Genomic DNA, 23,001 nt, shown 5'->3' with positions numbered 1-23,001 from the left:
CGGCTGTCCGATTCGACGATCTCCGGGGACCGGTTGTCCACATGGGGGCAAGGTTGTGGACAACCCCGTGGATTTCCCTGTCACAGCCCCGAAAACGTCGGTGCCGCGCGATAGTGTCGAGACGGGGGGCGCCCCCGCGGGCGGCCGGGTTCCGGCGAAGCAAACGGGGCCGCCGGGCTGCCGGTATCCGCCAGGTACGGCGCCAAAAAGCCCGTCAGCCAAGCGTCTCCAGGTCATCGAAGAAAGCCGCCCGGCACGCCGCGATCAGCCGCTCGACTTCCGGCCCCAACGGCCGGTCCTCGTCCACCGGCGGCACGACCGACCGCACCCACTCATAACCCGCACGAAGCCCCGGCGCACCGTCCCCACCGGCCAAGTACCTGGCCTGCGAAGCCGTGATCAGCTCGCACGCCGTGATCGCGAAAAGGTGCGAAGCCGCCGCCCGCAGTTGCTCGCCCGCTGCCGGCGCAAACGCTTGCACGTCCTCCTGGCCGGCCGAGGTGTCGATCGAACCCAGTGTGGCCGGGGTCGCGAGCCGGCGCAGGGCGTGGAGTTCGCCGGCCGCTCGCTTGTGCAGCGGGACCAACCCCGCCCGCGGCCCCGGATCGGCCGTGAGCTGCGGCGGCAACCCGCTGAACCGCTCGTCCAGCAACCGGTGCGTCCGCTGCACCGAAATCTCACCCAGATGCACGAGCGCGGCCGTCACCGCGTCCATCCGCAACCCCAGGTCCACCGCGTGGTACGCGGTGCCCGGGACGAACGAACCGTCGACGAAGGAAGGCGAATCGCCCGGCATCGTCTCCCAGCGCCGCCGGGTCTCGTGCAGGTCGCCGTTGACCCGGGACGCGTGCGCCAGCGCCCGCGGTGCGACCCGCACCGAGAGCGGGGCCTGGACCACGCCGGGCCGCACCGGGCCGCTGCCCACCAGCCCGGCCAGCTCGTGGAGCACCGTCCGCAGGTGGTCATCGCCGCCCGCCATGACCGGGGAAAACACCGCGCGCGGCGCGCCGAGCACGTCGATCGCCATCGCCGCGGTGAGGGTCTGCAGGTCGATGAGCTGCTGGGCTTCGGTCCAGCCCCGCGCAGCGTGTATCACCGCCAGCGGAGAACCCTGAAGCAGCGAAGCGCCCTCTTTCGGCCCGAGGACGTAAGGCGTGGCACCCCGCGCAGCGAGCGCCGAAGCAGCCGGCACTTCCACGCCGTCCTCGAGGACCGTGCCGATGCCGAGGAACGTCTGGAACGCGTGGGAGAGCGCGATGATCTCGCCCGAACTCCCGAGCCCGGAGCGCGGGACGGCGGGCGTGAAGCCGTCGTTCAAGCGGTCGACCAGGAACTGCACCAGCTCGGGGCTCACCCCCGACCACGGCCGCAGGAAGTCGCGCAGCCGCACGACGAGCAGCGCGCGGACGTCTTCGGGCGGCAGCCACGGCGGCCCGCCGACGGCCCGGCCGATCAGCAGGTTCCGCTGGTGCTCGGCCTGCTGCCGGGGATCCAGCGCCACCCCCGCGAGCCGGCCCATGCCCGTGGTGACGCCGTAGACCGGCTCGTCCGGCTTCGCAAGGGCCGTCAAGACCTCTTCCCGGCGCCGCGTCAGGGCTTCTACCAGCGGTTTGTCCAGAACCAACCGTTCACTGTCAGCGAACTCGCTGTCGGAGACGATCATCGGTAGGGCAGCATGGTGCCGACGCCGGAAGCCTCGGCACGGGCGAGGATCATGTTCGCCACGGCAACGTCCGTTGTGGACAGTCCGCGGTGCCAGAACAGGATCCGTTCGGCGTCGTGCTCGCGGCCCGGCTTCTTCCCGGCCACGATGTCGCCGATCTCGGCGTGGACGTTGTCCTCGGTGAGGAGGCCGGCGTCGAGCTGCGGGCGCAGGGCGCCGAACCGCGGGTTGCCGGACCGCGATTCGCGCCAGTCGTCGACGACGACCTTGTCGACGTCGTCGAGCAGCGTGAGCTCGAGCGCACTGATCGTGCCGTAGGGCACCAGGAAGGTGCCCGGCCGGAGGAACTCGCGGCGCACCAGCGCCTCGGGCTCGACCAGCCGGGAGGCCTCGACCTGGATGTCCGCGCCGTCCAGAGTCTCCTCGGCCGTGGCGCAGACGCGGACGTCCTTGCCGAGCCGCTCGGACAGCCGGCGGCCGAAGTCCTCCCGTGATTCCGGGCGCTTGCTCGTCACGCGGATCTCGGCGAAGTCGAACAAGGAGTCCAGCAGCACGACGTTCCACCAGGCGGTACCGCGGGCGCCGATGTGCCCGAGCACCCGGGCGTCCGGGCGCGCCAGGTACTTCGCGCCGACGGCGGTCATCGCGCCGGTGCGGGCCTCGGTGATCATCGTGCCGTCGACGATGGCCCGCGGCATGCCGGTGTCCGGGTCGAGCAAGAGGATCAACGCCATCTCCGAAGGGAGGCCCCGTTCGAAGTTACCGACGAAGTCACCGACGACCTTCACACCGCTGACCTGCTTCGCGGACAGGTGGCCGCGAAGGATGTTGAAGTGGCCCTTGCCGCCGTTGTCCGGCACGAGGTGCGTACGCGGCTCGAAGACGACTTGGCCGCGGCCGTGGTCGGCGAGCACGTCCTCGACCGCGCCGACGATGTCGGCGTCCGTGACGCCGAGCGCGTCGATGTCGGCACCGGTCAGGTACCGGAGCCAGACGGACGTCACCGGGCGAGGTCCTCGATGACCTCCGCGCCGGGCAGGGCGGCCAGCGCGGCACCGGAGATCAGGAGCTTGCTGCCGCGGATCCCGCTGCCGATGACGAGCTCGGACGCCTCGGCGACGCGGCGGTCGAGCAGGATGGGCCATTCGGCGGGCAGGCCGACCGGCGTGATGCCGCCGTACTCCATCCCGGTCAGCGAGACGGCTTCGTCCATCGGCGCGAACGACGCCTTGCGGACGTCGAGGCGGCGCTTGATGACGCCGTTGACATCGGCGCGAGTGGTCGCGAGCACGAGCGCGGCCGCGAAGCGGACTTCGCCCGCGCGCTTGCCGGCGACGACGACGCAGTTCGCGGACGCCTCGAGCGGCGAGCCGTAGGCCTCGCAGAAGGCGGCGGTGTCGGCGAGCGACGGGTCGATCTCCGCGACGCCGACGGCGTCCGGGTCGGCGAGCGCGGCCAGCGCCTTGGCCACGGGCTCGGCAAGCAGATCGGTACGCGTGGGGGCGGGAACGACGGCGAGGCTCCCGGCGATGGTCCAGGTCACCCCGCCAGCCTAACTACCAGCTGGAGCCGCCGCGCTGGACCTCGATCAGCTTCGGGCGGACGTCCACGATGTAGACCAGGGCCGCGGCCATGGCGGGCACGTAGAAGATCATTCCCGGGCCCATCACGGGGAACAGCACCATGGCGAGCGTCGCGCCGCCGGTGATCAGCATCCAGATGGGCTTGGTCTTGCGGTCGGCCGCGGAATAGGCGTCGGCGCGCTGGAGCAGCGCGTGCACGAAGGCGAAGAGCCCGACCAGCGCGCTGCCCCAGTGGATGACATTGAGGATCCAGATGGCGACTAGCACAGCGACAGCTTACGGCAAACCACCCGAACGACCCCGGCCCCGCCGTCGGGGAGCCGATGGCGGGGCCGGGTGTTCACGGCGTCTTTACTTGTCGGTCTTCGGCGCGGCCGGCTTCTTCGCGGCGGCGCCGGTGGTGCCCGACGTGGTCGTGCGGCGGGCCGGGGCGGCCGTCTTCGGGGCCGTCTTGTTCGCGACGCGGCGGCTCGCCGAGCGGGTCTCGTGGGCGACGTCGTCACCCAGCTCCTCGATGGCGTCGGCGGCCTCGCCGGCGGCCTTGGTCACCTTGCGGGCGGTCTTCTCGCCGGCCGAACGGGTGCGCTTGGTCACCTTGGCCAGCACGCCGTCGACGCGCTCGCGGACCTCGGTGCTGACGACCTCGGCCTGGCCCTGCGCGGTGGTGAGGGCCTCTTCGAGCTGCTCGATGGCCTTCTTGACCTGCGGCTGCGCGGCGATCTTGTCCCACGCCTGCTCGCCCGACTCGGCCAGCTTGTTGTACAGCTTGAGCGCGGCCTCGGTGTACTCGTCGATGACCTTGCGCAGCTCGGCCGGGTCCAGCTTCTCGCGGAGGCTCTCGACGTCGGTCGGCAGCTCCTGCAGGTTCTTGCGGGCCACCTCGCCGCTCTTGGTCACGTTCTCCTTGGCCTTCGCCACGGCGTCGGTGACGGCGTGGGTGGCCAGGTTGCCGGCGCCGAGCGCGGCGAGCAGCGGGGTGCGGACCTGGTCGAGGGCGGTGGTGACGGCCTTCTTCACGTCTTCGGTCTTGGGGGTGGTCATGCTGACTCCTCGGGTTTCGCGGCTGGTGTGCTGTCGGTGGCGGGAGTGGCGGCCGGCCGTGCCGCGGCGTTCTCCCGGCGGAAGGACTCGTAGACGTCGAGCAGGACCTGTTTCTGGCGTTCGGTCAGCTCGGCGTCGGCGCGGATCGCGTCGCCCACCGGCCCGCCCGTCGGCAGGTCGAGGATCCCGGCCTGCACGTACAGCGCTTCCGCCGAAATGCGCAGGCCCTTGGCGATCTGCTGCAGGATCTCCGCGCTGGGCTTGCGCACCCCGCGCTCGATCTGGCTCAGGTACGGGTTGGACACGCCGGCGAGCTTCGACAGCTGGCGCAACGAGATCTTCGCGGTGTTGCGCTGCTGGCGGATGTACTCGCCGATGTCGGAAGCGATGTCCGCGACCTTTTCCATGGGACTGCCGGATCCTGACGTCCCACCGGTCTCCGTCATCCGGTCACCTCCTCGCGACACCTTCGACGGTACGCGCGAGTGCTAGCTATTGCAAGCACTCTGCTTGCAACCATCGGGTGTGACGCGCACCGCTACCGTGGTCCCATGACGCGCTCGGCCCGGCTGCGGCGGCGCCTCGTCGAGCACCTCCTCGACGAGGACGTCCTGCACGCGCCGGAGTGGATCGCCGCCTTCCGCGCCGTCCCCCGCCACGTCTTCCTGCCGCGGTTCTTCGTGCCGGCGGGCGGGCTGTGGGCGGCGGTCGAGCGCGGCGACCCCGGCTGGCTGGAGACCGTTTACTCGCGGGACGTGCTGGTGACGCAGCTCGACGACGACCCGGGCCGCTGGGACCTCGCCCGGCGCACCGGCCCGCTGGCGGGCACGCCGACGAGCTCGTCGAGCATGCCCTCGATCATGGCGATCATGCTCGAAGAGCTGCGGGTGCGCGACGGGCAGTGCGTGCTCGAGATCGGCACCGGCACCGGCTACAACGCCGCCCTGCTGAGCCACCGCTGCGGGGCCGCCCGCGTGTCCACAGTGGACATCGACGCGGCGCTCGTCGCGGCCGCGCGCGAACGGCTGGCCGCCGCCGGGTACCGACCCGCGTGCGCGGTGGGCGACGGCGCGCTCGGCTTCCCGGCCGGCGCGCTCTTCGACCGGGTGCTGTGCACGGCCTCGGTATCGGAGATCCCGCTCCCCTGGCTGGCGCAGACCGCGCCGGGCGGGCTGATCGTGACGACGCTGAACCGGCCGATCGGCGCCGGGCTGGTCCGGCTCGTCGCCGGCGGGGACGGCACCGCGCGGGGCCGCGTCCTCGCGCGCGACGGCCGGTTCATGCCGCTGCGCGCGCACCGGCTGCCGGAGACGGATCCGCTGCCGATGCCGTCGCGCGGTGACTGGGAGCAGACGCGGCTGCCGATGTCGACGGTGCTCCAGCCCCGTGAGCGCTTCGAATTCTTCGCGGGTCTGGCGTTGCCCGGCGTCCGCCCGGTGCGCGAACGCGACGGCGAAGGGGCGGGCGTCGCGCTGGTCCACCCAGACGGTTCGTGGGTCCGCCACCGCAAGCGCGGCGGCGCGGACGAGGTCGCCCAGGGCGGCCCGCGAGCGCTGTGGGAACTGGCCGAGTCCGCCTTCGTCGAGTGGTGCGAGCTGGGCAAACCCGACCGCGACCGGTTCGGGGTGACGGTGACCGGCGACCGCCAGGAGTTCTGGCTCGACTCCCCCGACGGCCGCACCTGGCCGTTGCCCTAAGGCAGCCGCGCGCGGATCCACTTCTCCACGTGGTCGGCCGTCGTCTCCCGCGAGGCGTCCGTCGTGTCGAAAACGTGCACGCCCAGTTCGTCGGCGGACTTCTGGAGCCAGTCGTTGAACTCCAGCATCTCCTCGATCCGCTCTTCGTCCCACTCCCGCCACGCCGGGCGGGCCCGCAGGCGCGCGCGCAACGACTCCGGCGAGCCGACCAGCGCCAGGTAGTGGATCTCGCTGAAGAACGCGCGCTCCGGCAGCGGCTCGAACTCCGGCGGCGCCACCGTCCCGCACAGCACGACCGGGCGGCCGTTCTGGTGCAGCATCGCCGCCATCCGCAGCCACACCGAACGGAACGCACCGACCTCGTCGCGCAGGGCGCCGATCCACAGGATGTCCTGGTCCAGCACGACGACGTCGCCACCGAACCGGTCGGCCAGCAGCGGTCCGACCGTCGACTTCCCGGCTCCGCTCGGCCCGGTCACCGCGAACAGCGGCAGCTTCCGGAACGGCCACTCGTGCCCGCACCGGCGGCACGTGAGGACCGCGCCCGCGACGATCGGGCGGTCGCCCAAATCGCCGCAGGCGGGGCAGATCCGCAGGTCGAGCCCCATCTCAGTCGAACAGGTTCTCGAGGAAGCTGCGCTTGCGGTGCCCGTGCCCGTACGGCCGCGGCGAATCCGAGTACCCGCGGTGCGGCCGCGGCGAGTCCGCGTAACCCCCGCGGTACGCCTTGGGCGAGTCCGGGTAGCCGCCGCGGTAGGGCCGCGGCGAGTCCGGACGGCCGTAGTGCGCGGTCGGCGCCGGACCGGCCTGGTAGGGCGGCGGCTGCTGGCCGTAGTAGGAGCTCTCCGCACCGACGATGGCCTCGAGCTCACCGCGGTCCAGGAAGATCCCGCGGCAGCCGTCGCACTGGTCGATGTGGATGCCGTTCTTGTCGACGGTCCGCATCTGGTTCTGACACTTCGGACAAATCACACCGCGAAGCCTACGCAAAAACCGGTCAGCAGGCGCACAGGCAGAACGGGTGCCCGACCGGATCGGCGTAGACGCGGAACGTCTTCGGGTTGTCGTCGAGCAGCTTCGCGCCCAGCCCCAGCACGCGCTCGTGCGCCGCCTCCAGGTCCGTGACGTTCAGGTCCAGGTGCAGCTGCTGCGGGTTCTCCGCGGACGGCCAGGCCGGCGGCCGGTAGTCGGGCACCCGCTGGAACGCGATGCCCGCGCCACCCTCGGGATTGCGCAAGGTCGCCCAGTGCCCGTCCGCGACCACTTCGGGCTCGCCCCACTCCAGCACCGCTCGGTAGAACTCGGCCAGCGCCGCCGGGTCGGGGCAGTCGAGGGCCACCACACCCAGGGTCGGTACCGCACTCATCGTCGCTCCCTTCGATCCTGAGTAACCAGTGAAGCGATTATGTGGGTTAGTACCCCCGAAGGCAACCGCCGTACACTCGGTAAGTGCACACCGACGCCTCCCTGGTGGTGGAGTTCCTCAACACGGTCAACGTCGAAGAGGGCACTGACCTGCTCGAAGATGCCGGGCAGTGGCGCGAGTGGGCGGCCGCGCACGCCCTGACGGCCAATCCGGCGGCCGAAGCGAGGGCGGCGCGGGACGCCCTGCGCGCGGCGATCGGCGACCCGCGGCTGCCGCCCGGCAGCGACGGCACGGTCAGCGTCGACACCCGGATCTCTCTCACCGCCGACGGCCCAGCGCTCGTCGCGGACGACGTCGTCGGCGCGGTGTTCGCCGCCTGCGCGCGGCTGGTCGTGCGCGGCGACTGGATCCGGCTGAAGATCTGCCCGGCCGACACCTGCCTGTGGGCGTTCTATGACGAGTCGCGCAACCGCTCGCGCACGTGGTGTTCGATGCGCGTCTGCGGCAACCGCGAGAAGGCGCGTGGCTGGCGCGCCCGCGCGGCGGCGGGCTGAGGGCCCTCATCCGAGCGGCGGACACTCGAACGGTTGTGGACAACTTGGGGACGAAGCACCACATATCCACGCCCCAGACCGCGCTGCCCCCACACGTTGTGGACAGCCGTTAGGCCATCACCGTGAAAAGTTGTGGATAACCCCGGGGATAACTCAGCTTCCTGTGGACAACTGGTTTGAAACCTCTCCAGGTGTGGTATAGATCCCGGCCGTCAGAACAGCAGCTCAGCGACGGCGTAGATGACCAGCCCGGCGAGCGCGCCCACCACCGTGCCGTTGATCCGGATGAACTGCAGGTCACGGCCCACCTGGAGCTCGATTTTGCGCGAAGTCTCCTCGGCGTCCCATCGCTCGACCGTGTCGGTGATGATCGTGGTGATCTCCCGTGAGTAGTTCTTCACGAGGTACGCCGCGGCCCCCTCGACCCAGCCGTCGGCCTTCGACCGCAGCTGGTCGTCGTCGATCAGCCGCTGCCCGAGCGAGGTGAGCCCGAGGCGGACGCGCCGGCGCAGCTCGCTCGACGGGTCTTCGGCCGCGGTCAGCAGCATCTCCTTCGCCGTGCTCCACGCCGAGCCGATCAGCCGCTGCACCTCCTCGTGGTGCACGAGCTGGCCCTTCACCTGCTCGGCGCGGGCCATCACGTCGGGGTTGGTCTGCAGGTCCTGGGCGAATTCGCCGAGGAACTTGTCCAGCGCCAGCCGCATCGGGTGGTTGACGTCGGTCTTGACCGCCCACGCGAAGGACAGCACCTCGCCGTAGACCTTGTCCGCGAGCATCTCGTCGACGAACTTCGGCGACCAGCTCGGCGCCCGGTCGGACACCACGCGCAGCATCGTCGTGTGGTTGTCCCGGACCCACTCGTAGCCGCGGTCGCACATCAGGTCCACGAGCTTGTGGTGCGCGCCGTCGGCGAACACGCCCTGCAGGATCTTGCCCAGCGGCGGGCCCCACGGCTTGTCGATGATCCGCCGGGCGACAGCCTGCTCCATGATCGCCTGGACGTCCTCGTCGCGGAGCACCTTCACGGCCGCCCGCACGACCGTGGCCAGCTCCGACGTCACCCGCTCGGCGTTGTCCGGCTCCGCGAGCCACGCGCCGAGCCGCCGCGCGATCTCGACGCGCTTGAGCTTGTCGCGCACGACCTCCTCGGACAGGAAGTTCGAGCCGACGAAGTCGCCCAGGCTGTTGCCCAGCGCGTCCTTCTTGTTCGGGATGATCGCCGTGTGCGGGATCTTCAGGCCCAGCGGGTGCCGGAACAGGGCCGTGACGGCGAACCAGTCGGCCAGCGCGCCGACCATGCCCGCCTCGGCCGCGGCGCGCACGTACCCGACCCAGCCCGGCCAGCCGCTCGCCTGCGCCCAGCTGGTCAGCAGGAACACGAGCGTGGCGCCGAGCAGGAACGACAGCGCGACGAGCTTCATCTTGCGCAGCGCGCGCCGCTTTTCCTCTTCACCGGCCGCGCCGCCCGGTGGGTCGGCGGGCGTCACCTTCGCGGGGGTCAGTTGCTCCACCTCACCATTGTCCGTGAGGATGGCTGATCGTGCGCGAACCTGCTCTCGTCCCCCGGCTCCGGCCCTTCACCTCGACCGTCTTCGCCGAGATGACGGCGCTGGCCGTCCGGCACGACGCCGTCAACCTCGGCCAGGGCTTCCCGGACACCGACGGCCCGGCCGGCATGCTCGAAGCGGCGAAGAACGCCCTGTTCGGCGGGGCCAACCAGTACCCGCCGGGGCCCGGGCGGCCCGAGCTGCGGGCCGCCATCGCGCGGCACCGGCGGCGGTACGGCACCGAGTACGACCCGGACACCGAGATCCTGGTCACCGCGGGCGCCACCGAGGCCATCGCGGCAGCGTTGCTGGCGCTGACCGAGCCCGGTGACGAGGTGATCGTCATCGAGCCCTACTACGACTCCTACGCCGCCGCCGTCGCGATGGCGGGGGCCGAGCGCCGGGTCGTCAGCCTGGTCGAGGGCCCGGACGGCCGGTTCGGCCTCGACGTCGACGGCCTGCGCGCCGCCGTCACGCCGCGGACCCGGGCGATCCTGGTGAACTCGCCGCACAACCCGACCGGGACCGTGTTCACCCGGGCCGAGCTGGAAGCGGTCGCGGCGCTGTGCGTCGAACACGACCTCATCGCCGTCTGCGACGAGGTCTACGAGCACCTGGTCTTCGACGACGCCGAGCACATCCCACTGGTCACGCTGCCCGGCATGCGGCCGCGGACGGTGAGCATCTCCAGCGCCGGCAAGACGTTCAACTGCACCGGCTGGAAGATCGGGTGGGTCTGCTCGACACCGGAGCTCGTCGCGGCGGTGAAGGCGGCGAAGCAGTTCATCACCTTCGTGTCGGGCGGGCCGCTGCAACCGGCCGTCGCGCACGCGCTCGACCACGAGCTGGCCTGGGTCGACGGCTTGCGCGAGTCGCTGCAGGAGAAGCGCGACCGGCTTTCGGCCGGGCTCGCGGACGCCGGGTTCGCCGTCCGGCCGACGGCGGGGACCTATTTCGTCTGCGTCGACGTGCGGCCGCTCGGCTTCACCGACGCCGCCGAGCTGGCCTGGGAACTGCCGGGCCGGGTCGGGGTGGCCGCGGTGCCGGTGAAGGTCTTCACCGATCACCCGGACGAGTGGAAACACCTGCTGCGTTTCGCGTTCTGCAAGCGCAACGAGGTCATCGACGAAGCCATCACCCGATTGCGCAAACTGGTCTGATCACCGCGGTTCGGCTGAGTAGACGCCGCTCGCGGCCGTTCCGGCGCCGCACCGGGTCCCGTCCCGGTGCGGGCGGCGCGCCGGAGCCCGAACGGCCCGGGCCGCGCGTCCGCCACTTGCCCTCTCCGATCGTCACTCTCCGCAATGACGACCGCTGCTCCCCGCGACGGCCTCGGCGGGCACAGGAGAGTCCGCGGGACGGGCTCCGCCTGGCGACCGTCCGGCGTGCCGGCCGAGCCGGGCGCCGCCGAGCCGAGGAGTTTCGTGATCACGGACCGCAGCCGGATCCCGAACCCGCTCGCGGGGGCGCAGTTTTGGTGCCGGGCAAGTGAAGCCGCTCCCGGAACCCATTCGGCCCAGCGCCTGTCCCACGTCCCGGTCGAATTCCGGACGTGTGGCCGAAACCGCAGCGCGCGCACCGAGCGGAACCGTCTCGACACCAAGCGCGTTCGCGGACGCGGAAACATCAGGTCAACGCGCAAACGTGCAAGTTGCAGAACTCGTCCGAATGGCCGTAAGAGAGCACCCGAACGGCACTGAGAGTGATCAACTCGTCGGCCGCAGATGCGTTGCCTGACAGGGCCGCACGGGCTTACGGGCTGGATCGAACGCGGGAGAGATGAAAGACTCCGAGCGGCGCTGGAACGAGTGCAGCCCCGGGGGAACTGCGACCTGACCGGAGAAAGACCCCAGCAAGAACAGGCTCGAGCGGAAATCGCGGAAGCCGCAGGCGCGGACGGTGGTGGTGGCGGTGAGCAGCACGGCGGACGCGCGCCGCGACGCTCCCGCGCGGCCTGCGCTCACCCGGGGTGAACCGGAAATCTCATACGCGCGCGCACGCGCGCCGCGCCCGTGGACGGCCGCGCTGCAGCGGCCCGCCGCCAAGATCCTGGTCGCCGGCGGGCTGACCCTCGCGGGCTGGCTGCTCGGCGGCGCACTGTCCGGCAGCACCGCATCGGCGGCCGAACGCCCGGCGTGCCCCGAAGCGCCCGTGGTCTCCACTGTGGACCATGCCGCGAAGCCGCTCTGGCACGCCAGGCACCGCAAGAACCACCACGAGAGCGGCGAGAGCACCTGCGCGGTGCAGCCGAAGACCGACAGCGCCGAGCCGCCGCAGGCGGACGAGCCACCGGCGGACGAACCGTCCACCGCGGCCGAGACCACGCCGGAGACCACAAAGGACAGCCCGGCCGCCGAAGAGCCGGCCACCACGCCGAGCAGCGCCACCACCGAGCAGCCGGACGTCACCTCCTCGGAAAGCACTTCCCCCGAAGAGCCCGCGGCCACCACCAAGACCACTTCGACGGCCGGCTCCACCGCCGAGGCACCGAAGGCCACGTCGTCCAGCGGAAACCTGCTCGGCAACCTCGTCGGCGGCACGCTCACGGCGGTCACCGGAGCGACCACAAAGGACACCACCGCCGACTCGGCCCCCAAGGCCACTTCGTCCGGCGGTGGCCTGGTTGGCGGCCTCGTCGGCGGGCTCCTCGACGTGGTCGGCGGGACGCTTTCCACGGTCACCGACACCGTCGGCGCCGTCACCGGCACGCTCACCCACACGGTGCTCGCACCGCTCACCCAGCCGCCCGCAGGCAACCCCGGCGCCCCGGTGCTCCTGCCGCTCGACGACCTCCTCGGCCCCGTGTTCAGCGGCGGCTTCAACTCCGGCGGCGTCGTCGCGACCGTGCCCGGTGTGACGACGGCCGTCGTCACCCAAGCACCCGCCACAGTGGCCGTCGAGACCGTTCCGGCCGCCGTCCCGACGACGGCGGCGGCGGACGAGCAGCAGGTCACCCGGGTCGCGGTCGTGCGCCTCGTCGTCCGGCACGCGGAGCCGCTGCCGGCGGTCCACGAGCAGCCGCGCGACTCCGGCACCCGCGCCACGGGCGGCGGCGGCGACACCACGCCCGGCCTCCCCGGTGGCACCACGGCTCCGAGCGCGCCGGCTCCCACCGCGGCCCCGGGCCACGACGGCCCCGGCGGCGCCCGCCACACCTTCGCCGTCCACACCGACGACGTCACCACCACGCAGCTCAAGCTGATCGGCACCAGCCGCGACCACGAAGTCGACGGCGCAGGCAGGGAAGCCGCCCTGCCGACCACCTCTCCCGACTGACCCCCGACCGGGCAGCCGGGGACAAGTGCGCCCAAATCAAGATCACCATGGTGCGCCCGCACGCCGTTGAGGCGTGACGTTTCCCCTGCTCCAGCACGGAATCCGTGGCTCTTTCACGTCTCGTGACGCCGGTAGCGCGTCCGACGTACCCCAGGGGCGAAAACCATGCGACCACCCAGTCTTTCCGACCGGCCGACCGCGCCCGGCCGGGTCGGATCCCGGTCCCGGCGCCGCGCTGCCCCCGCGGCGCCGGGACCCACACCGGGTGCGCTCAGGGAGCCCTTGCTCACCGCGCCGAGCGAGGACTCGCAGTACCGCGAGCGCACCTGAGCCGCCGGCTTCCCGGCACGTCGAGGGGCTGTGCCGGGAAGCCGCGGTACCCGCGAACGGGGTCACGTCCGTGAGCGGGTGTGTGGAACACGAACCGGTGCGCTGGATGCACATGAACGCCGCCCATCCCTGGGAGCAGGCTCGCATCCAGCGCACCGGTTCGTTCATGCGATGGGCGCGTCCAAGGAGGCCGGGGTGCCGCGGACGGACGCTTCGGCCGCGCTCAGCCGGCGGATCGCTTCGTCGATCCGGTCCGGCGGCAGCGAAAACGGCAGCCGGATCCAGCGCTCCAGCCCGCCGTGGACGCCGAAGCGCGAGCCCGGCGCCACCTGGACGCCGTGGCTCGCCGCCGCCACCGCCAGGCGCGAGCTCACCGGCTCCGGCATCCGGCACCACAGCGACAGGCCGCCGCGGGGCAGCGTGAACGTCCAGTCCGGCAGGTACCGGTGCACCGCGCCGGCCAGCGCGTCGCGGTAGCCGCGCAGCTCTTCGCGCCGCCGGTCCAGCAGGGTGTCGTCGGCCATCAGCTCGGTCAGCACGAGCTGCTCGAACACCGGTGAGCCGAGGTCGACCGCGTAGCGCGCCGAAACCAGCCGGCCGAGCAGGTCCTCCGACGCGCGGATCCAGCCGAGCCGCAGCCCGCCCCAGTGCGTCTTCGACGCCGAGCCCACGCAGATGGCCAGGTCGCCGGCGAACGAAGCCAGCGGCGGCGGCCCGTGCCGGGGATCGCCCTCGAGGTCGAGCTCGACGAGCGTCTCGTCCACCACGACCGGCGTCCGGGCGCGGGCCAGCACGGTCCCGAGCCGGGAGCGGCCTTCGGCGTCCAGGCGCAGGCCGGTCGGGTTCTGGAAGTCGACGACCAGGTAGGCGAACCGCGGCGACGCCTGGCGCAGCGCCGCGTCGATCCCGGCGATGTCCCAGCCGCGCTCGCCGCTCGGGTCGAGGGCCACCGGCACCGGGATGGCGTGCGCGGCGCGGATCGCCTCCAGGGCGTTCGGGTACGTCGGCTGCTCCACCAGCACGCGGTCGCCGGGACCGGCGAGCATCCGCAGGACCAGGACGAACGCGTGGTGCGCGCCGTTGGTGACCATGACCTGCGCCGGGGTCGTCGGGAGCCCGCGCTCGGTGTAGCGCCGGGCGATCCGCTCGCGCAGGGCGAGCAGGCCGCGTTCCTGGTAGCCGTGGTCGCCGAGGTGGTCGGCGAGCCGGACGCGGGCCGTGTCGACCGCGGCGGCCATGCCGGGGATCGCGGGCGAAGACGCGTGGGTGAAGTCGATCGAGCCGTCGCCAGCCGGGGCGAGCGGCCCGCGGCGCCGCCGCCCGGGTGCGGCGATCCACGAGCCCGCGCCGCGGCGGCTCGCGACGAACCCGCTCTCCCGCAGCCGGTCCAGTGCGGCGCCGATCAACGTCCGGCTGGCGCCGAGCGCGTCGGCCAGCTCGCGCTCGGCGGGCAGCCGGGTGCCGAGCGGGAGCTGGCCGTCCAGCACCTGCAGCTCGATGGCCGCGGCGAGGTCGGCCGCGCCCTGCCGGGAGCCACCTTGCCGCCACGAGCCCAGCATGACGGCCAATCGTGGCCCTGAGATGCGTCCACCTAGTGGGAGACCCGGTTCCATAAGACCAATATCCCGGAATTGGCTATGGTTTACCAGTCCACTTCTCGTCGATAGTGGCGATGTGGCTCAGATCGATCTCCGGCCCGTCCGGATCACCCGTGACCCCGTCCGCCGCAGCGTCCAGTTGCTCGCGGGCCTCGCCCTCTACGGCACGAGCGTTGCCCTGCTGACCCGCGCGCACCTGGGCCTCGAGCCGTGGGGCGTGCTGGCCGAAGGCGTCATGAAGCACACCGGCCTGACGTTCGGCACGGTGACCGGCGTGATTTCGGTGGCCGTGCTGCTGCTGTGGATCCCGCTGCGCCAGCGGCCCGGGATCGGCACGGTGGCGAACGTCGTGGTCATCTCGGTGATGGTCGACGTCGTCCGCGCCTTCCTCCCGGACCAGCACGAGCTGGCGTGGCAGATCGCGTTCCTGGTCGGCGGGGTCGCGCTCAACGGCTTCGCGACCGCCACCTACGTCGGCGCCCGGCTGGGCCCGGGAGCCCGCGACGGCCTGATGACCGGGCTCGCGGCGCGGACCGGCCGCTCGGTGCGGCTGGTGCGCACCGGCATCGAGGTCACCGTGGTCGCCGCCGGCTTCCTGCTCGGCGGGACGGTCGGCGTCGGCACCGTGCTCTACGCGCTGGCCATCGGGCCGCTGACCCAGGCGCTGCTGCCACTGACCACGTGGCGCGAGCGGGCGGTCTAACCCGCTTTGCGCTGCTGGACCGCCCGGCGCAGCGTGAGGTAGTCCGCGCCGCGCCGGGCGAGCACGTCGTCGGTACCGCGCTGCTGGGCCAGCGCGAGCAGGATGTGCTCCTGGCCGAGGTGCTTGTCGCCCAGCCGGGCGGCTTCCTTGAGGCTCAGTTCCAGGGTCTTCTTCGACTGCGCGGTGAAGGGGATGTGCCCGCGCTTGGCCGGGCCGAGCCGCCCGGCCAGCGCCCCTTCGCCGTGCGTCTGCTCGACGCGTTCGACGATCTGCTCGACGTCGATGCCGAACTCGGTGAGCGCCTCGGCGTCGGCGTCGCTCACGCCGCCGCGGCGCCGGGTGCGGGCCAGTTCGGCCGCGATGTCGTCGGTGGCCACGCCCAGCTCGGCGAGCACCGGAGCGCCGGTCTTCACCAGGCCGGCGAGCAGGTGGGCGGGCCCGATCTCCACCGAGCCGGACTGCCGCGCCACGATCTGCGCCTCGACCACCGCCATCCGGGCTTCGGCCGTGAACCTTTCGAACATCAGTGCCTCCCGTACTTCTTGTGCACGGCCTGCCGGCTGACCCCCAGCTCGGCGGCGATTTCCTGCCACGACCAGCCCTGCACCCGCGCGCTGCGGACCTGCACGGCCTCCAGTTGTTCCAGCAGCCGCCGGAGCGCGGCGACCGCGCGCAGCCCCACCCGGGGGTCGCGGTCACCGGCGCGGGCGGCCAAATCCGTCGCTTCCGTCATGGTTGTCAACCTACGTTGACATGGGCGGAGTTGTCAACCGCGGTTGACGTGTCGCTGCCGGTTCCGGCTTCGAGGGTGGGCTGTCCACATTCTGGCCTCGGTGTGGACAACTGGCTCTGAGCTGGGGTTTTTGGGGCTTTTCGTCGGAGGCTCTCGATAGACTGGATCCGGGGATGGCCCCCTGGGGAGGGTGGGATCCCGGCGAAGTCGATCGCTGGACCTCTTCGCGGCAGCAGCGAGGGTTCGGATGCTGCTGCCGAGGTCATGAATGACTCATTCCTGGCGTCTGATGCCAGGAATGAGTCATTCACTGCGCCATCGACGCGCCAGGCCGCCCACGTGTGGTCGGTTTGTCCGGTTCAGTGGCGCCTTGATGGGTCAGGTCCCGGCCGGTGTGCTCGGTGCCCACCACCCCGAAGCCCGATTGTGACTACGGCCGGTAGCCCCGCGTCAAGGCGGGAAAGCGTGCCTTGACCCGGCGCCACCGGCCGTGTTCTGGCTTCGGATCGGGGTGCAGGGCAGGGTCTGGGTGGGGTGCGGGTTTGGGCGTCGGCGTCCCGTTCGCGCCGGAGCTCTCCGGCTTACCCCGGCCCCGCTCAGCGCGAAGCCCCCGGACGGGCGACGTACAGTCGGGTGATGCCCGAGATCGCGATCGCCGAGCGGGCCGGGGTGGGCGCCGACGGCCACCCACGCCCCACCGAGGACCACGTCGTCGTGCTGGACAACGCGGTGCTTCTTCTCGACGGCGCCACTTCGTCGGATCCCTCGCAGCCCCCGGGCGGCTGGTACGCCGAACGCCTGGCCCGGCGCCTCGCCGAAGACCTCCGCGCCGCCCCGGAAGCCGACCTCACCGAGGTCCTGACCAGCGCAATCGCCGCCCTCACGGCCGAACACGCGTTGCGGCCGCAGCGCTCGCCGTCGAGCACCGTCGCGGCCGTGCGGTGGCTCGAAAACCGGGTCGACGCGCTCGTGCTGGCCGACAGCCCGGTGGTCGGGTTCGGCGGCTTCGGCGTCGACGTCGTGTCGGACGACCGGCTTACCCGGCTGCGCAGGCGCGGGCTGCTCCAGACCGGCGCCGACGTCCGCCGCCGTCGCAACGCCCACGACGGCTTCTGGGTCGCCGAAGCCGATCCGGGCGCCGCCGCGCACTCGGTGCGGCGCAGCTGGCCGCGGGCCGACGTCGACGCCGTGCTGCTCGCCAGCGACGGCGTGTCCATCGGCGTCGACCAGTACGCGCTCTTCGGCTGGCGCGAGGTCCTGGCCGTCGCCCGCGCCGACGGGCCCGACGCCGTCCTGGACGCCGTCCGCACCGCCGAAAAGCAGGATCCGGACGGCGAGCGCTGGCCCCGGCCGAAGCGGCACGACGACCAGGCGCTCGTTCTCGTCGACTTCAATCAGGGGGTTAATCAGGGTCTTCCCTGATCACGGCGGTCGCGTTTCCGGCAACCCTGGACGCATGGGGACGGAAGCGGGGAAGCGGACGAGGCCGTGGCGGCTCGTCGCGGTGGCGGCGATCGGGTGGGGCCTGTTCACCGCCGTGGTGCTGCACGTGATCAGTTCGCGCAATCCGGTGTACGACACGCTGTCGAGCTACACGGTGACCGACCGCGGCGAGGGGATGCTCGCGGCGAGCGTGCTCTCGCTGGCCATCGGGTCGCTCGCCGTGCTCGGCGCGCTGCAGGTCGCCGGCGTGCCGCTGTCGCGGACGACCCGGCTGCTGCTCGCGTTGTGGGCGCTCGGGCTGGCCGCGGCCGCGATCTTCCCGGCCAGCTACCCCGAGGCGCCGGACCCGGTGAGCGGCGAAATCCACCTCTACGCGTGCCTGGTCGCGTTCTGCAGCCTGCCCGGCGCGGCGATCTCGCTGCTGGAGCCGCTGCGGGGCCGCCCGGAACGCGTCGCGCTGGTCCGGGCGATCCGGCTGACCGCGGGGGCGTTCGCGCTCTTCGCCCTGAGCTTCGTGTTCGTGCGGCTGAGCGAGGCCGGCGTGACGCCGTTCCGCGCGATCTCCGACGCCTTCCCGATCGGCGTCATGCAGCGGCTGCTGCTGCTCGCCGACGTCGTGCTGCTGGGAACCCTGCTGTGGCTGTCGACCCGGCTGGAGTCAGCCTTCGACGGCCGCGGCGAATTCGGGCGCGTAGCCGTACAGGCCGGGCATGCCGCCGGTGTGCAGGAACACCACGTGGTCGTCCGGGGCGAAGTGGCCGGCCCATTCGACCAGCGCGGCGGCCACTTTGCCGGTGTAGACCGGATCGAGCACCACCCCCTCAGTGCGACCGAAGAGCCGTAGGGCGTCCCAGACGGCGTCGGTCGGGATGCCGTAACCGGGGCCGAGGGTGGAATCGCCCAGTCGCGCGTGCGTGAACGGCGGCGGTTCGACGCCGAGGAGCTTGGCCGCGCCGCCGACGAGGTCACGGAGGTTTTCCGTGGCCTCGTCGAGCGGGTGGCTGACGCAGGCGATGCCGACACCGAGGCCGCCGAGCAGCCCGGCGGCCAGCGTCACGCCGGCCGCCGTGCCGCCGCTGGCGTGCGGGACGACGAGGTGGGCCCGCTCGACACCGCGTTCTTCCAGCTGCTTCGCGAGTTCGTGCGTGGCGCGGACGTAACCGAGCGCGCCGAGGTCGTTGGAGCCGCCGACCGGAACGGTGAAGACCTTCCGGCCCTCCTTCTGCGCTTCGGCGACCAGGCGGTCGTACGTGCGGCCGGTCTCCTCGCCGTCGGCGCAGATGTGCACGGTCGCGCCGAAGAGCCGGTCGAGGGGGAGGTTGCCGCCGCGTTCGTAGGCCTCGCCGTCGCGCGGGACCTTGGCGGTGAGCACGAGTTCGCAGCGCAGGCCGAGCTTCGCGCACGCGGCGGCGGTCTGCCGGCCGTGGTTGGTCTGGAGCGCGCCGAACGTGATCACCGTGTCCGCGCCGGCTTCCCGGGCCGCACCCAGGTGGTATTCGAGTTTGCGGAGCTTGTTGCCGCCGGCGCCGAGCGGGTGCACGTCGTCGCGCTTCAACCAGAGGTTCCGCAGGCCGAGGGCTTCGCCGAGCCGGGGTGCCCGGTGCAGCGGGGTCGGCCAGCCACCCAGGTCGACGCGCGGGATCGCGGCCAGCGCGGCGTCGGGGAATCCGGCGAAGTCGAACGTCATCGGCCCTCCAGGCTCGGCTTTCTAACCACTATAGGGGGTTAAGCACCTGGAAGCGGAGCTCGGTGACCGGCCCGACTTCGCGCATGCCGGTCCGCCGGAGCGCGACGCCGTCGAGCTCGGGATCGCCGAACAGCGACAACCCGGCACCCAGCAGCACCGGCGCGATCAGGACGTGCAGCTCGTCGGCCAGCCCGGCTCGCACGGCCTGCCGGACCACGCTCGCGCCGATCACCTTGACCGCCCGCTCCCCCGCCGCCGCCCGCGCCTGCTTGACCGCCGAAGCGATCCCGTCGGTCACGAAGGTGAAGGTGAGGTGCTCGGTCTCGGCGGGCAGCACGGCCGGCGGGGTGTGTGTGACGACGAAGATCGGGACCTGGAACTCGTAGTTGCCGGCGTACCAGTCCGGGTCCTCGGCCATGTCGAACGACCGGCGGCCGAGGACGACCGCGCCCGTCTCCCGGATCAGGTCGGTCATCCACTCGCTGCCGCTCGACGCGGCGGGGTCGGACAGCCGGGCCGTGCCGCCGTCGCGATCGGCGACGAATCCGTCCAGCGACATGCTCATCCCCGCGTGCACCGTGGCCATGGGTTTCTCCTCACGTAGTCGTTGGAGAGGTAGACGCCCGGGCCGCCGGAAACTCATCGGTGCTGGCCGAAGACCGCCGGTATCCGGTAACGTTCGTTCGAACGAACGAGAACCTTCGGGGGCCGCCATGACCGCCACGAGCCTCGACTTCACGGGCTTCGCCGCCCAGGCCGCGCAGGTGGCTGCGGGGGAAGTCACCTCCGCCGAGCTCACCGCGGCCGCGCTCGGGCGCGCCCACGCGAGCCAGGCCACGCTCAACGCCTTCCGGTACCTCCGCGACGACGAAGCCCTCGCCGAGGCGGCGGACGCGGACCGGCGGCTCGCCGCCGGGGACCGTGCGCCGCTGCTCGGCGTCCCGATCGCGATCAAGGACGACGTCGACCTCACCGGCCTGCCCACTTCCTTCGGCTGCGTCGGCGAATTCCCGTGCGCGACGGCCGACGCCCCCGCCGTCGCGCTGCTGCGCGAGGCCGGAGCTGTGATCATCGGTAAGACGAACACCCCCGAGCTGGGCCAGTGGCCGTTCACCGAGGGCCCGGCCTTCGGCGTGACGCGGAACCCGTGGCACCCCGGCCACACCCCCGGGGGTTCTTCGGGCGGGAGCGCGGCCGCGGTGGCGTCGGGGGTCATCGCGGCCGCGCTCGGGTCCGACGGCGCCGGCTCGGTGCGCATCCCGGCCGCGTGGACCGGGCTGGTCGGCATCAAGACCCAGCGCGGGCGGATCCCGACCGGCGGCGAGCTGTTCCACGGCCTCACCGTGCTCGGCCCGCTGGCCCGCACGACCGAGGACGCCGCCCTGCTGCTCGACGCGGCCGCGGGGACTCCCGGCGTGTTCCGCGCGGCGGCGGCACGCGAGCCCGGGAAGCTGCGGATCGGGCTGTCGACGCGGATCCCGTTCACCGCCACGAAGACCCGGCTCGACCCGGTCGTCGACGCCGCCGTCCGGCGGCTCGCCGAGTCCCTCGCCGGGCTGGGGCACGAGATCGTCGAGGTCGAGCCGGACTACGGGCTGATCGGCCTGACGTTCCTGCCGCGGTCGCTCACCGGCGTCCGCGACTGGACGCTGCGGGTGCCCGACCGGACCGGGCTCGACCCGCGCACGCGCAGCAACGCCGGCCACGGCCGCCTGCTGGCCGGCCCCGCGCTGCGGCTGGCCCGCGCGCTCGAGCCGGGCCTGCACCGGCGGATCGGCTCGGTGTTCGGCCGCGTCGACGTGCTGCTCACGCCGACCACCGCGACTCCGCCGCCTGCCGTCGGCACGTTCGACGGGCTGTCCGGCTGGGAGACCGACCAGGCCATGATCGCCGCCTGCCCGTACGCTTGGCCGTGGAACGTGCTGGGCTGGCCGGGGGTCAACGTCCCGGCCGGGCAGACGGCGGACGGGTTGCCGCTCGGCGCGCAGCTGCTCGGCCCGTCGCACGCCGAGGAGCGGCTGATTTCGCTTGCCGCGCAACTGGAAGAGGTCGAACGGTGGCCGGAGCGGCATCCCGCGACAAGCTGGTGAGCACCCGGGAGGCCATCCTGCGCGGCGCGCTGACCGTCGTCGGCGAACACGGCGTCGGCGGGCTGACGAACCGCCGGATCGTCGCCGCGGCCGGCGTCTCGCTCGGCACGCTGACCTATCACTTCCCGAGCCAGACGGCGTTGCTGCGCGAGGCGATGCTGCTGTTCGCCGAGGAGGAGACGGCGAAGCTCGGCGCGATCGTCGACGGCTACCGGTCGGCGGGGCTTTCGGTCGAAGAGGCGGCCTCGGTGGTGGAGCACGTGATCGCGCAGCTGCCGTTCGGCGCCGACGAGCTGGGCGCGCACGAGCTGTACCTGCAAGCGGCCCGCGATCCGGAACTGCATGAGGCGTCATCGCGCTGCTTCGCGGCGTACGACGAGCTGGCCGTGACGATCCTGGCGGCGTTGGGCGTCCCGGAGCCCGCGCGGCTGGCCGGGCCGGTGGTGGCGCTGATCGCGGGGTTGCAGCTGCGGCGGCTGGCGACGGGTGAGACGGACACGCCGGTGGCCGAGCCGTTGATGATGCTGATCCGCGGGGCTTGATGACCCGGCCGATCGTCCGCGGCACGGCGGCGTGGAAGTACTTCGGCGACTTCCGCGACGCGCTCTTGGCCGAGCAGGTGCTCGTGCTGCAGGTGGCGCACCCGGTCGTGGCGGCGGGCGTGCGTGATCATTCGGACTACACGTCGGATCCGTGGACGCGGCTGATGCGGACGGTGGCGTCGCTGTCCATCTACGTCTACGGCGGTGTCGCGGGCGCGCGGGTGGAAGCCGCGCGGCTGCGGTCGTTGCACCGGACGTTCACGGGTGAGGCGGGCGGGCGCCGGTACAGCGCACTGAATCCGTTGGCGTATGCGTGGGTACACGCAACGTTGGTGAAGGCTCCGGTTGACGCGCAACGGTTCTTCGGTCGGCCACTGTCCACATCGGAGCTTGCGGAGTACTACGCGCAGATGTGCGGAATCGGGCGCCTGCTGGGCGTCCGCGAGCGTGATCTGCCGCCGGACTGGGCGGCGTTCGAGCGGTACTACGACGAGATGGTGGCGGGTTTCGAGAAGAATCCGACGATCGAGACGCTCCTCGAGACGATCCAGACGGTGGCGAAGCCGGTGAAGTGGTTCCCGGAGGCGTGGTGGGAGCGGTTGCGGCGGGGGCAGATGTTGTTGGTGCGGGCCACTTTGCCGCCTTCGCTGCGGGAGGTGCTGGGCCTGACGTGGACGGAAGAGGATCAGCGGCGCTTCTCGCGGTTCGCCAGGGTCGTGCGGCTGGTGAGCACACCGATCCCGGCCGGCGTGCGGACGGCACCCATGCGGTGGACCGGGAAGCTCAACGTCTGGTTCCGCGCGCACCCGAAGGCTTACGAACGGCTGATCAGCGGCCACGGCCCCGGCTCCCCTCCCCGCTCGTGAGTGTTTAGACGGGTTAGAACCCGCCTAAACACTCACGACCCCGCGCGCCCGAAAGCGGAACTCTCGCGCCTGAAAGCGGAACTCGCGTGATGGGGGGGCGCATCTCACGTGACCGAGGGGCATCTCTTGTGATTGGGGAGCGAACTCGCGTGACTGGGGACGCATCTCGCGTGACCAGGGAGCGATCTCGCGTGATTGCGGGCGCACCTCGTGTGACTGGAAGGGCATCTCGCGTGACTGGAAAGGCATCACGCGTGATTGGAGGGGCATCTCGCGTGATTG

General features: G+C 72.0%; 25 protein-coding genes and 1 pseudogene. 11 read left to right on the top strand and 15 right to left on the bottom strand.

Annotated elements, in window-relative coordinates; translation table 11 throughout:
- Positions 1–214: 214 nt before the first annotated feature.
- The 6 genes from ACFPLC_RS16855 to ACFPLC_RS16830 all read right to left on the bottom strand — a co-directional run bounded on the left by ACFPLC_RS16855 (position 215) and on the right by ACFPLC_RS16830 (position 4,694).
- Positions 215–1,663, bottom strand: coding sequence for an aromatic amino acid lyase (locus ACFPLC_RS16855; protein ID WP_378197557.1), 1,449 nt, complete (start codon positions 1,661–1,663; stop codon positions 215–217).
- A complete protein-coding gene (locus tag ACFPLC_RS16850; RefSeq protein ID WP_191312323.1) occupies positions 1,660–2,667 on the bottom strand; it encodes an ornithine cyclodeaminase family protein in 1,008 nt (335 codons plus the stop codon). The genes ACFPLC_RS16855 and ACFPLC_RS16850 overlap by 4 nt, the downstream gene beginning before the upstream one ends.
- Positions 2,664–3,206, bottom strand: coding sequence for a YbaK/EbsC family protein (locus ACFPLC_RS16845; RefSeq protein WP_378197561.1), 543 nt, complete (start codon positions 3,204–3,206; stop codon positions 2,664–2,666). Before ACFPLC_RS16845 ends, ACFPLC_RS16850 begins: the two co-directional genes overlap by 4 nt.
- A gap of 13 nt (positions 3,207–3,219) precedes the next feature.
- Complete coding sequence (locus ACFPLC_RS16840) at positions 3,220–3,513, bottom strand: DUF2516 family protein (RefSeq protein ID WP_013222364.1); 294 nt, start codon at positions 3,511–3,513, stop codon at positions 3,220–3,222.
- An 84-nt stretch (positions 3,514–3,597) separates the two neighbouring features.
- A complete protein-coding gene (locus ACFPLC_RS16835) occupies positions 3,598–4,287 on the bottom strand; it encodes a hypothetical protein (protein ID WP_378197564.1) in 690 nt (229 codons plus the stop codon).
- Positions 4,284–4,694: a helix-turn-helix domain-containing protein gene (locus tag ACFPLC_RS16830; protein ID WP_191312562.1), complete on the bottom strand. Its 411-nt coding sequence runs from the start codon at positions 4,692–4,694 to the stop codon at positions 4,284–4,286. The genes ACFPLC_RS16835 and ACFPLC_RS16830 overlap by 4 nt, the downstream gene beginning before the upstream one ends.
- A gap of 144 nt (positions 4,695–4,838) precedes the next feature.
- Between ACFPLC_RS16830 and ACFPLC_RS16825 the strand changes: the two genes are divergently transcribed.
- Positions 4,839–5,984 (top strand): methyltransferase domain-containing protein, encoded by a 1,146-nt coding sequence (locus tag ACFPLC_RS16825; RefSeq protein ID WP_378197567.1) that lies wholly within the window; start codon positions 4,839–4,841, stop codon positions 5,982–5,984.
- Here the strand turns inward: ACFPLC_RS16825 and ACFPLC_RS16820 are convergent.
- From ACFPLC_RS16820 to ACFPLC_RS16810, 3 genes are read right to left on the bottom strand one after another with little or no spacing between them, the layout of a single operon-like run.
- Positions 5,981–6,592 (bottom strand): P-loop nucleotide/nucleoside kinase family protein, encoded by a 612-nt coding sequence (locus tag ACFPLC_RS16820; protein WP_378197570.1) that lies wholly within the window; start codon positions 6,590–6,592, stop codon positions 5,981–5,983. The two genes, ACFPLC_RS16825 and ACFPLC_RS16820, sit on opposite strands and share 4 nt — an antisense overlap.
- 1 nt (position 6,593) lies before the next feature.
- Positions 6,594–6,974 carry a TFIIB-type zinc ribbon-containing protein gene (locus ACFPLC_RS16815; RefSeq protein ID WP_378197573.1) on the bottom strand — a complete coding sequence of 127 codons (381 nt, stop codon included), beginning with the start codon at positions 6,972–6,974 and terminating at the stop codon, positions 6,594–6,596.
- Between the two features lie 7 nt (positions 6,975–6,981).
- Entirely contained in the window at positions 6,982–7,350 is a 369-nt protein-coding gene (locus ACFPLC_RS16810) for a VOC family protein (RefSeq protein ID WP_378197576.1), read from the bottom strand.
- An 83-nt stretch (positions 7,351–7,433) separates the two neighbouring features.
- Here ACFPLC_RS16810 and ACFPLC_RS16805 point away from each other — a divergent pair, with 83 nt between their 5' ends.
- Positions 7,434–7,904 carry a CGNR zinc finger domain-containing protein gene (locus ACFPLC_RS16805; protein ID WP_378197579.1) on the top strand — a complete coding sequence of 157 codons (471 nt, stop codon included), beginning with the start codon at positions 7,434–7,436 and terminating at the stop codon, positions 7,902–7,904.
- 212 nt (positions 7,905–8,116) lie between these two features.
- Here the strand turns inward: ACFPLC_RS16805 and ACFPLC_RS16800 are convergent, their stop codons facing one another.
- On the bottom strand, positions 8,117–9,415 hold the full coding sequence (locus ACFPLC_RS16800; protein WP_378197582.1) for a DUF445 domain-containing protein: 1,299 nt from the start codon (positions 9,413–9,415) through the stop codon (positions 8,117–8,119).
- Between the two features lie 29 nt (positions 9,416–9,444).
- Between ACFPLC_RS16800 and ACFPLC_RS16795 the strand changes: the two genes are divergently transcribed.
- The 3 genes from ACFPLC_RS16795 to ACFPLC_RS16785 all read left to right on the top strand — a co-directional run bounded on the left by ACFPLC_RS16795 (position 9,445) and on the right by ACFPLC_RS16785 (position 13,057).
- Positions 9,445–10,611: a pyridoxal phosphate-dependent aminotransferase gene (locus ACFPLC_RS16795; RefSeq protein WP_378197585.1), complete on the top strand. Its 1,167-nt coding sequence runs from the start codon at positions 9,445–9,447 to the stop codon at positions 10,609–10,611.
- Positions 10,612–11,362: 751 nt separating this feature from the next.
- On the top strand, positions 11,363–12,727 hold the full coding sequence (locus ACFPLC_RS16790) for a hypothetical protein (protein ID WP_378197588.1): 1,365 nt from the start codon (positions 11,363–11,365) through the stop codon (positions 12,725–12,727).
- A 165-nt stretch (positions 12,728–12,892) separates the two neighbouring features.
- The gene (locus ACFPLC_RS16785) at positions 12,893–13,057 is read left to right on the top strand and encodes a hypothetical protein (RefSeq protein ID WP_378235856.1); all 165 of its coding nucleotides are present in this window, start codon (positions 12,893–12,895) and stop codon (positions 13,055–13,057) included.
- A 164-nt stretch (positions 13,058–13,221) separates the two neighbouring features.
- On the opposite strand, the gene yczR is transcribed toward ACFPLC_RS16785, so the two are convergent.
- Positions 13,222–14,670, bottom strand: coding sequence for a MocR-like transcription factor YczR (gene yczR / locus ACFPLC_RS16780; protein ID WP_378197590.1), 1,449 nt, complete (start codon positions 14,668–14,670; stop codon positions 13,222–13,224).
- A 61-nt stretch (positions 14,671–14,731) separates the two neighbouring features.
- Between yczR and yczE the strand changes: the two genes are divergently transcribed.
- The gene (gene yczE / locus ACFPLC_RS16775; protein WP_378197592.1) at positions 14,732–15,358 is read left to right on the top strand and encodes a membrane protein YczE; all 627 of its coding nucleotides are present in this window, start codon (positions 14,732–14,734) and stop codon (positions 15,356–15,358) included.
- Here the strand turns inward: yczE and ACFPLC_RS16770 are convergent.
- Positions 15,355–15,882, bottom strand: a complete 528-nt coding sequence (locus tag ACFPLC_RS16770; RefSeq protein ID WP_378197594.1) for a Clp protease N-terminal domain-containing protein — start codon at positions 15,880–15,882, stop codon at positions 15,355–15,357. The two genes, yczE and ACFPLC_RS16770, sit on opposite strands and share 4 nt — an antisense overlap.
- Positions 15,882–16,091 (bottom strand): sigma factor-like helix-turn-helix DNA-binding protein, encoded by a 210-nt coding sequence (locus tag ACFPLC_RS16765; protein WP_014154112.1) that lies wholly within the window; start codon positions 16,089–16,091, stop codon positions 15,882–15,884. Before ACFPLC_RS16765 ends, ACFPLC_RS16770 begins: the two co-directional genes overlap by 1 nt.
- A 636-nt stretch (positions 16,092–16,727) precedes the next feature.
- On the opposite strand from ACFPLC_RS16765, the gene ACFPLC_RS16760 reads away from it, so the two are divergent.
- Together ACFPLC_RS16760 and ACFPLC_RS16755 are read left to right on the top strand one after the other, a co-directional pair.
- A complete protein-coding gene (locus ACFPLC_RS16760; protein WP_378197596.1) occupies positions 16,728–17,513 on the top strand; it encodes a protein phosphatase 2C domain-containing protein in 786 nt (261 codons plus the stop codon).
- 34 nt (positions 17,514–17,547) lie between these two features.
- Positions 17,548–18,114, top strand: a pseudogene (locus ACFPLC_RS16755) (DUF998 domain-containing protein); the annotation flags it as partial.
- Positions 18,115–18,192: 78 nt separating this feature from the next.
- Here the strand turns inward: ACFPLC_RS16755 and ACFPLC_RS16750 are convergent.
- Both ACFPLC_RS16750 and ACFPLC_RS16745 read right to left on the bottom strand, forming a co-directional pair.
- Entirely contained in the window at positions 18,193–19,221 is a 1,029-nt protein-coding gene (locus ACFPLC_RS16750; protein ID WP_378197598.1) for a D-cysteine desulfhydrase family protein, read from the bottom strand.
- Between the two features lie 28 nt (positions 19,222–19,249).
- The gene (locus ACFPLC_RS16745) at positions 19,250–19,807 is read right to left on the bottom strand and encodes a dihydrofolate reductase family protein (RefSeq protein WP_378197600.1); all 558 of its coding nucleotides are present in this window, start codon (positions 19,805–19,807) and stop codon (positions 19,250–19,252) included.
- Between the two features lie 127 nt (positions 19,808–19,934).
- On the opposite strand from ACFPLC_RS16745, the gene ACFPLC_RS16740 reads away from it, so the two are divergent.
- The 3 genes from ACFPLC_RS16740 to ACFPLC_RS16730 are packed head-to-tail and all read left to right on the top strand — an operon-like array spanning position 19,935 to position 22,719.
- The gene (locus ACFPLC_RS16740) at positions 19,935–21,311 is read left to right on the top strand and encodes an amidase (protein ID WP_378197602.1); all 1,377 of its coding nucleotides are present in this window, start codon (positions 19,935–19,937) and stop codon (positions 21,309–21,311) included.
- A complete protein-coding gene (locus ACFPLC_RS16735) occupies positions 21,278–21,853 on the top strand; it encodes a TetR/AcrR family transcriptional regulator (protein WP_191312358.1) in 576 nt (191 codons plus the stop codon). Before ACFPLC_RS16740 ends, ACFPLC_RS16735 begins: the two co-directional genes overlap by 34 nt.
- Entirely contained in the window at positions 21,853–22,719 is an 867-nt protein-coding gene (locus tag ACFPLC_RS16730) for an oxygenase MpaB family protein (protein WP_378197604.1), read from the top strand. The genes ACFPLC_RS16735 and ACFPLC_RS16730 overlap by 1 nt, the downstream gene beginning before the upstream one ends.
- The last annotated feature ends 282 nt before the right edge of the window (positions 22,720–23,001 follow it).

The organism is Amycolatopsis plumensis (genome assembly GCF_042652605.1).
GTDB classification, from domain to species: Bacteria; Actinomycetota; Actinomycetes; order Mycobacteriales; family Pseudonocardiaceae; genus Amycolatopsis; species Amycolatopsis plumensis.
This window is presented reverse-complemented; position numbering and strand designations above follow the sequence as displayed.

Coding starts and splice junctions, on each gene's coding strand:
- ACFPLC_RS16855 (WP_378197557.1), bottom strand. CDS start 1,663: ATGATCGTCTCCGACAGCGAGTTCGCTGACAGTGAACGGTTGGTTCTG.
- ACFPLC_RS16835 (WP_378197564.1), bottom strand. CDS start 4,287: ATGACCACCCCCAAGACCGAAGACGTGAAGAAGGCCGTCACCACCGCC.
- ACFPLC_RS16830 (WP_191312562.1), bottom strand. CDS start 4,694: ATGGAAAAGGTCGCGGACATCGCTTCCGACATCGGCGAGTACATCCGC.
- ACFPLC_RS16825 (WP_378197567.1), top strand. CDS start 4,839: ATGACGCGCTCGGCCCGGCTGCGGCGGCGCCTCGTCGAGCACCTCCTC.
- ACFPLC_RS16820 (WP_378197570.1), bottom strand. CDS start 6,592: ATGGGGCTCGACCTGCGGATCTGCCCCGCCTGCGGCGATTTGGGCGAC.
- ACFPLC_RS16810 (WP_378197576.1), bottom strand. CDS start 7,350: ATGAGTGCGGTACCGACCCTGGGTGTGGTGGCCCTCGACTGCCCCGAC.
- ACFPLC_RS16785 (WP_378235856.1), top strand. CDS start 12,893: ATGCGACCACCCAGTCTTTCCGACCGGCCGACCGCGCCCGGCCGGGTC.
- yczR (WP_378197590.1), bottom strand. CDS start 14,670: ATGGAACCGGGTCTCCCACTAGGTGGACGCATCTCAGGGCCACGATTG.
- ACFPLC_RS16770 (WP_378197594.1), bottom strand. CDS start 15,882: ATGTTCGAAAGGTTCACGGCCGAAGCCCGGATGGCGGTGGTCGAGGCG.
- ACFPLC_RS16765 (WP_014154112.1), bottom strand. CDS start 16,091: ATGACGGAAGCGACGGATTTGGCCGCCCGCGCCGGTGACCGCGACCCC.
- ACFPLC_RS16760 (WP_378197596.1), top strand. CDS start 16,728: ATGCCCGAGATCGCGATCGCCGAGCGGGCCGGGGTGGGCGCCGACGGC.
- ACFPLC_RS16750 (WP_378197598.1), bottom strand. CDS start 19,221: ATGACGTTCGACTTCGCCGGATTCCCCGACGCCGCGCTGGCCGCGATC.
- ACFPLC_RS16745 (WP_378197600.1), bottom strand. CDS start 19,807: ATGGCCACGGTGCACGCGGGGATGAGCATGTCGCTGGACGGATTCGTC.
- ACFPLC_RS16740 (WP_378197602.1), top strand. CDS start 19,935: ATGACCGCCACGAGCCTCGACTTCACGGGCTTCGCCGCCCAGGCCGCG.
- ACFPLC_RS16730 (WP_378197604.1), top strand. CDS start 21,853: ATGACCCGGCCGATCGTCCGCGGCACGGCGGCGTGGAAGTACTTCGGC.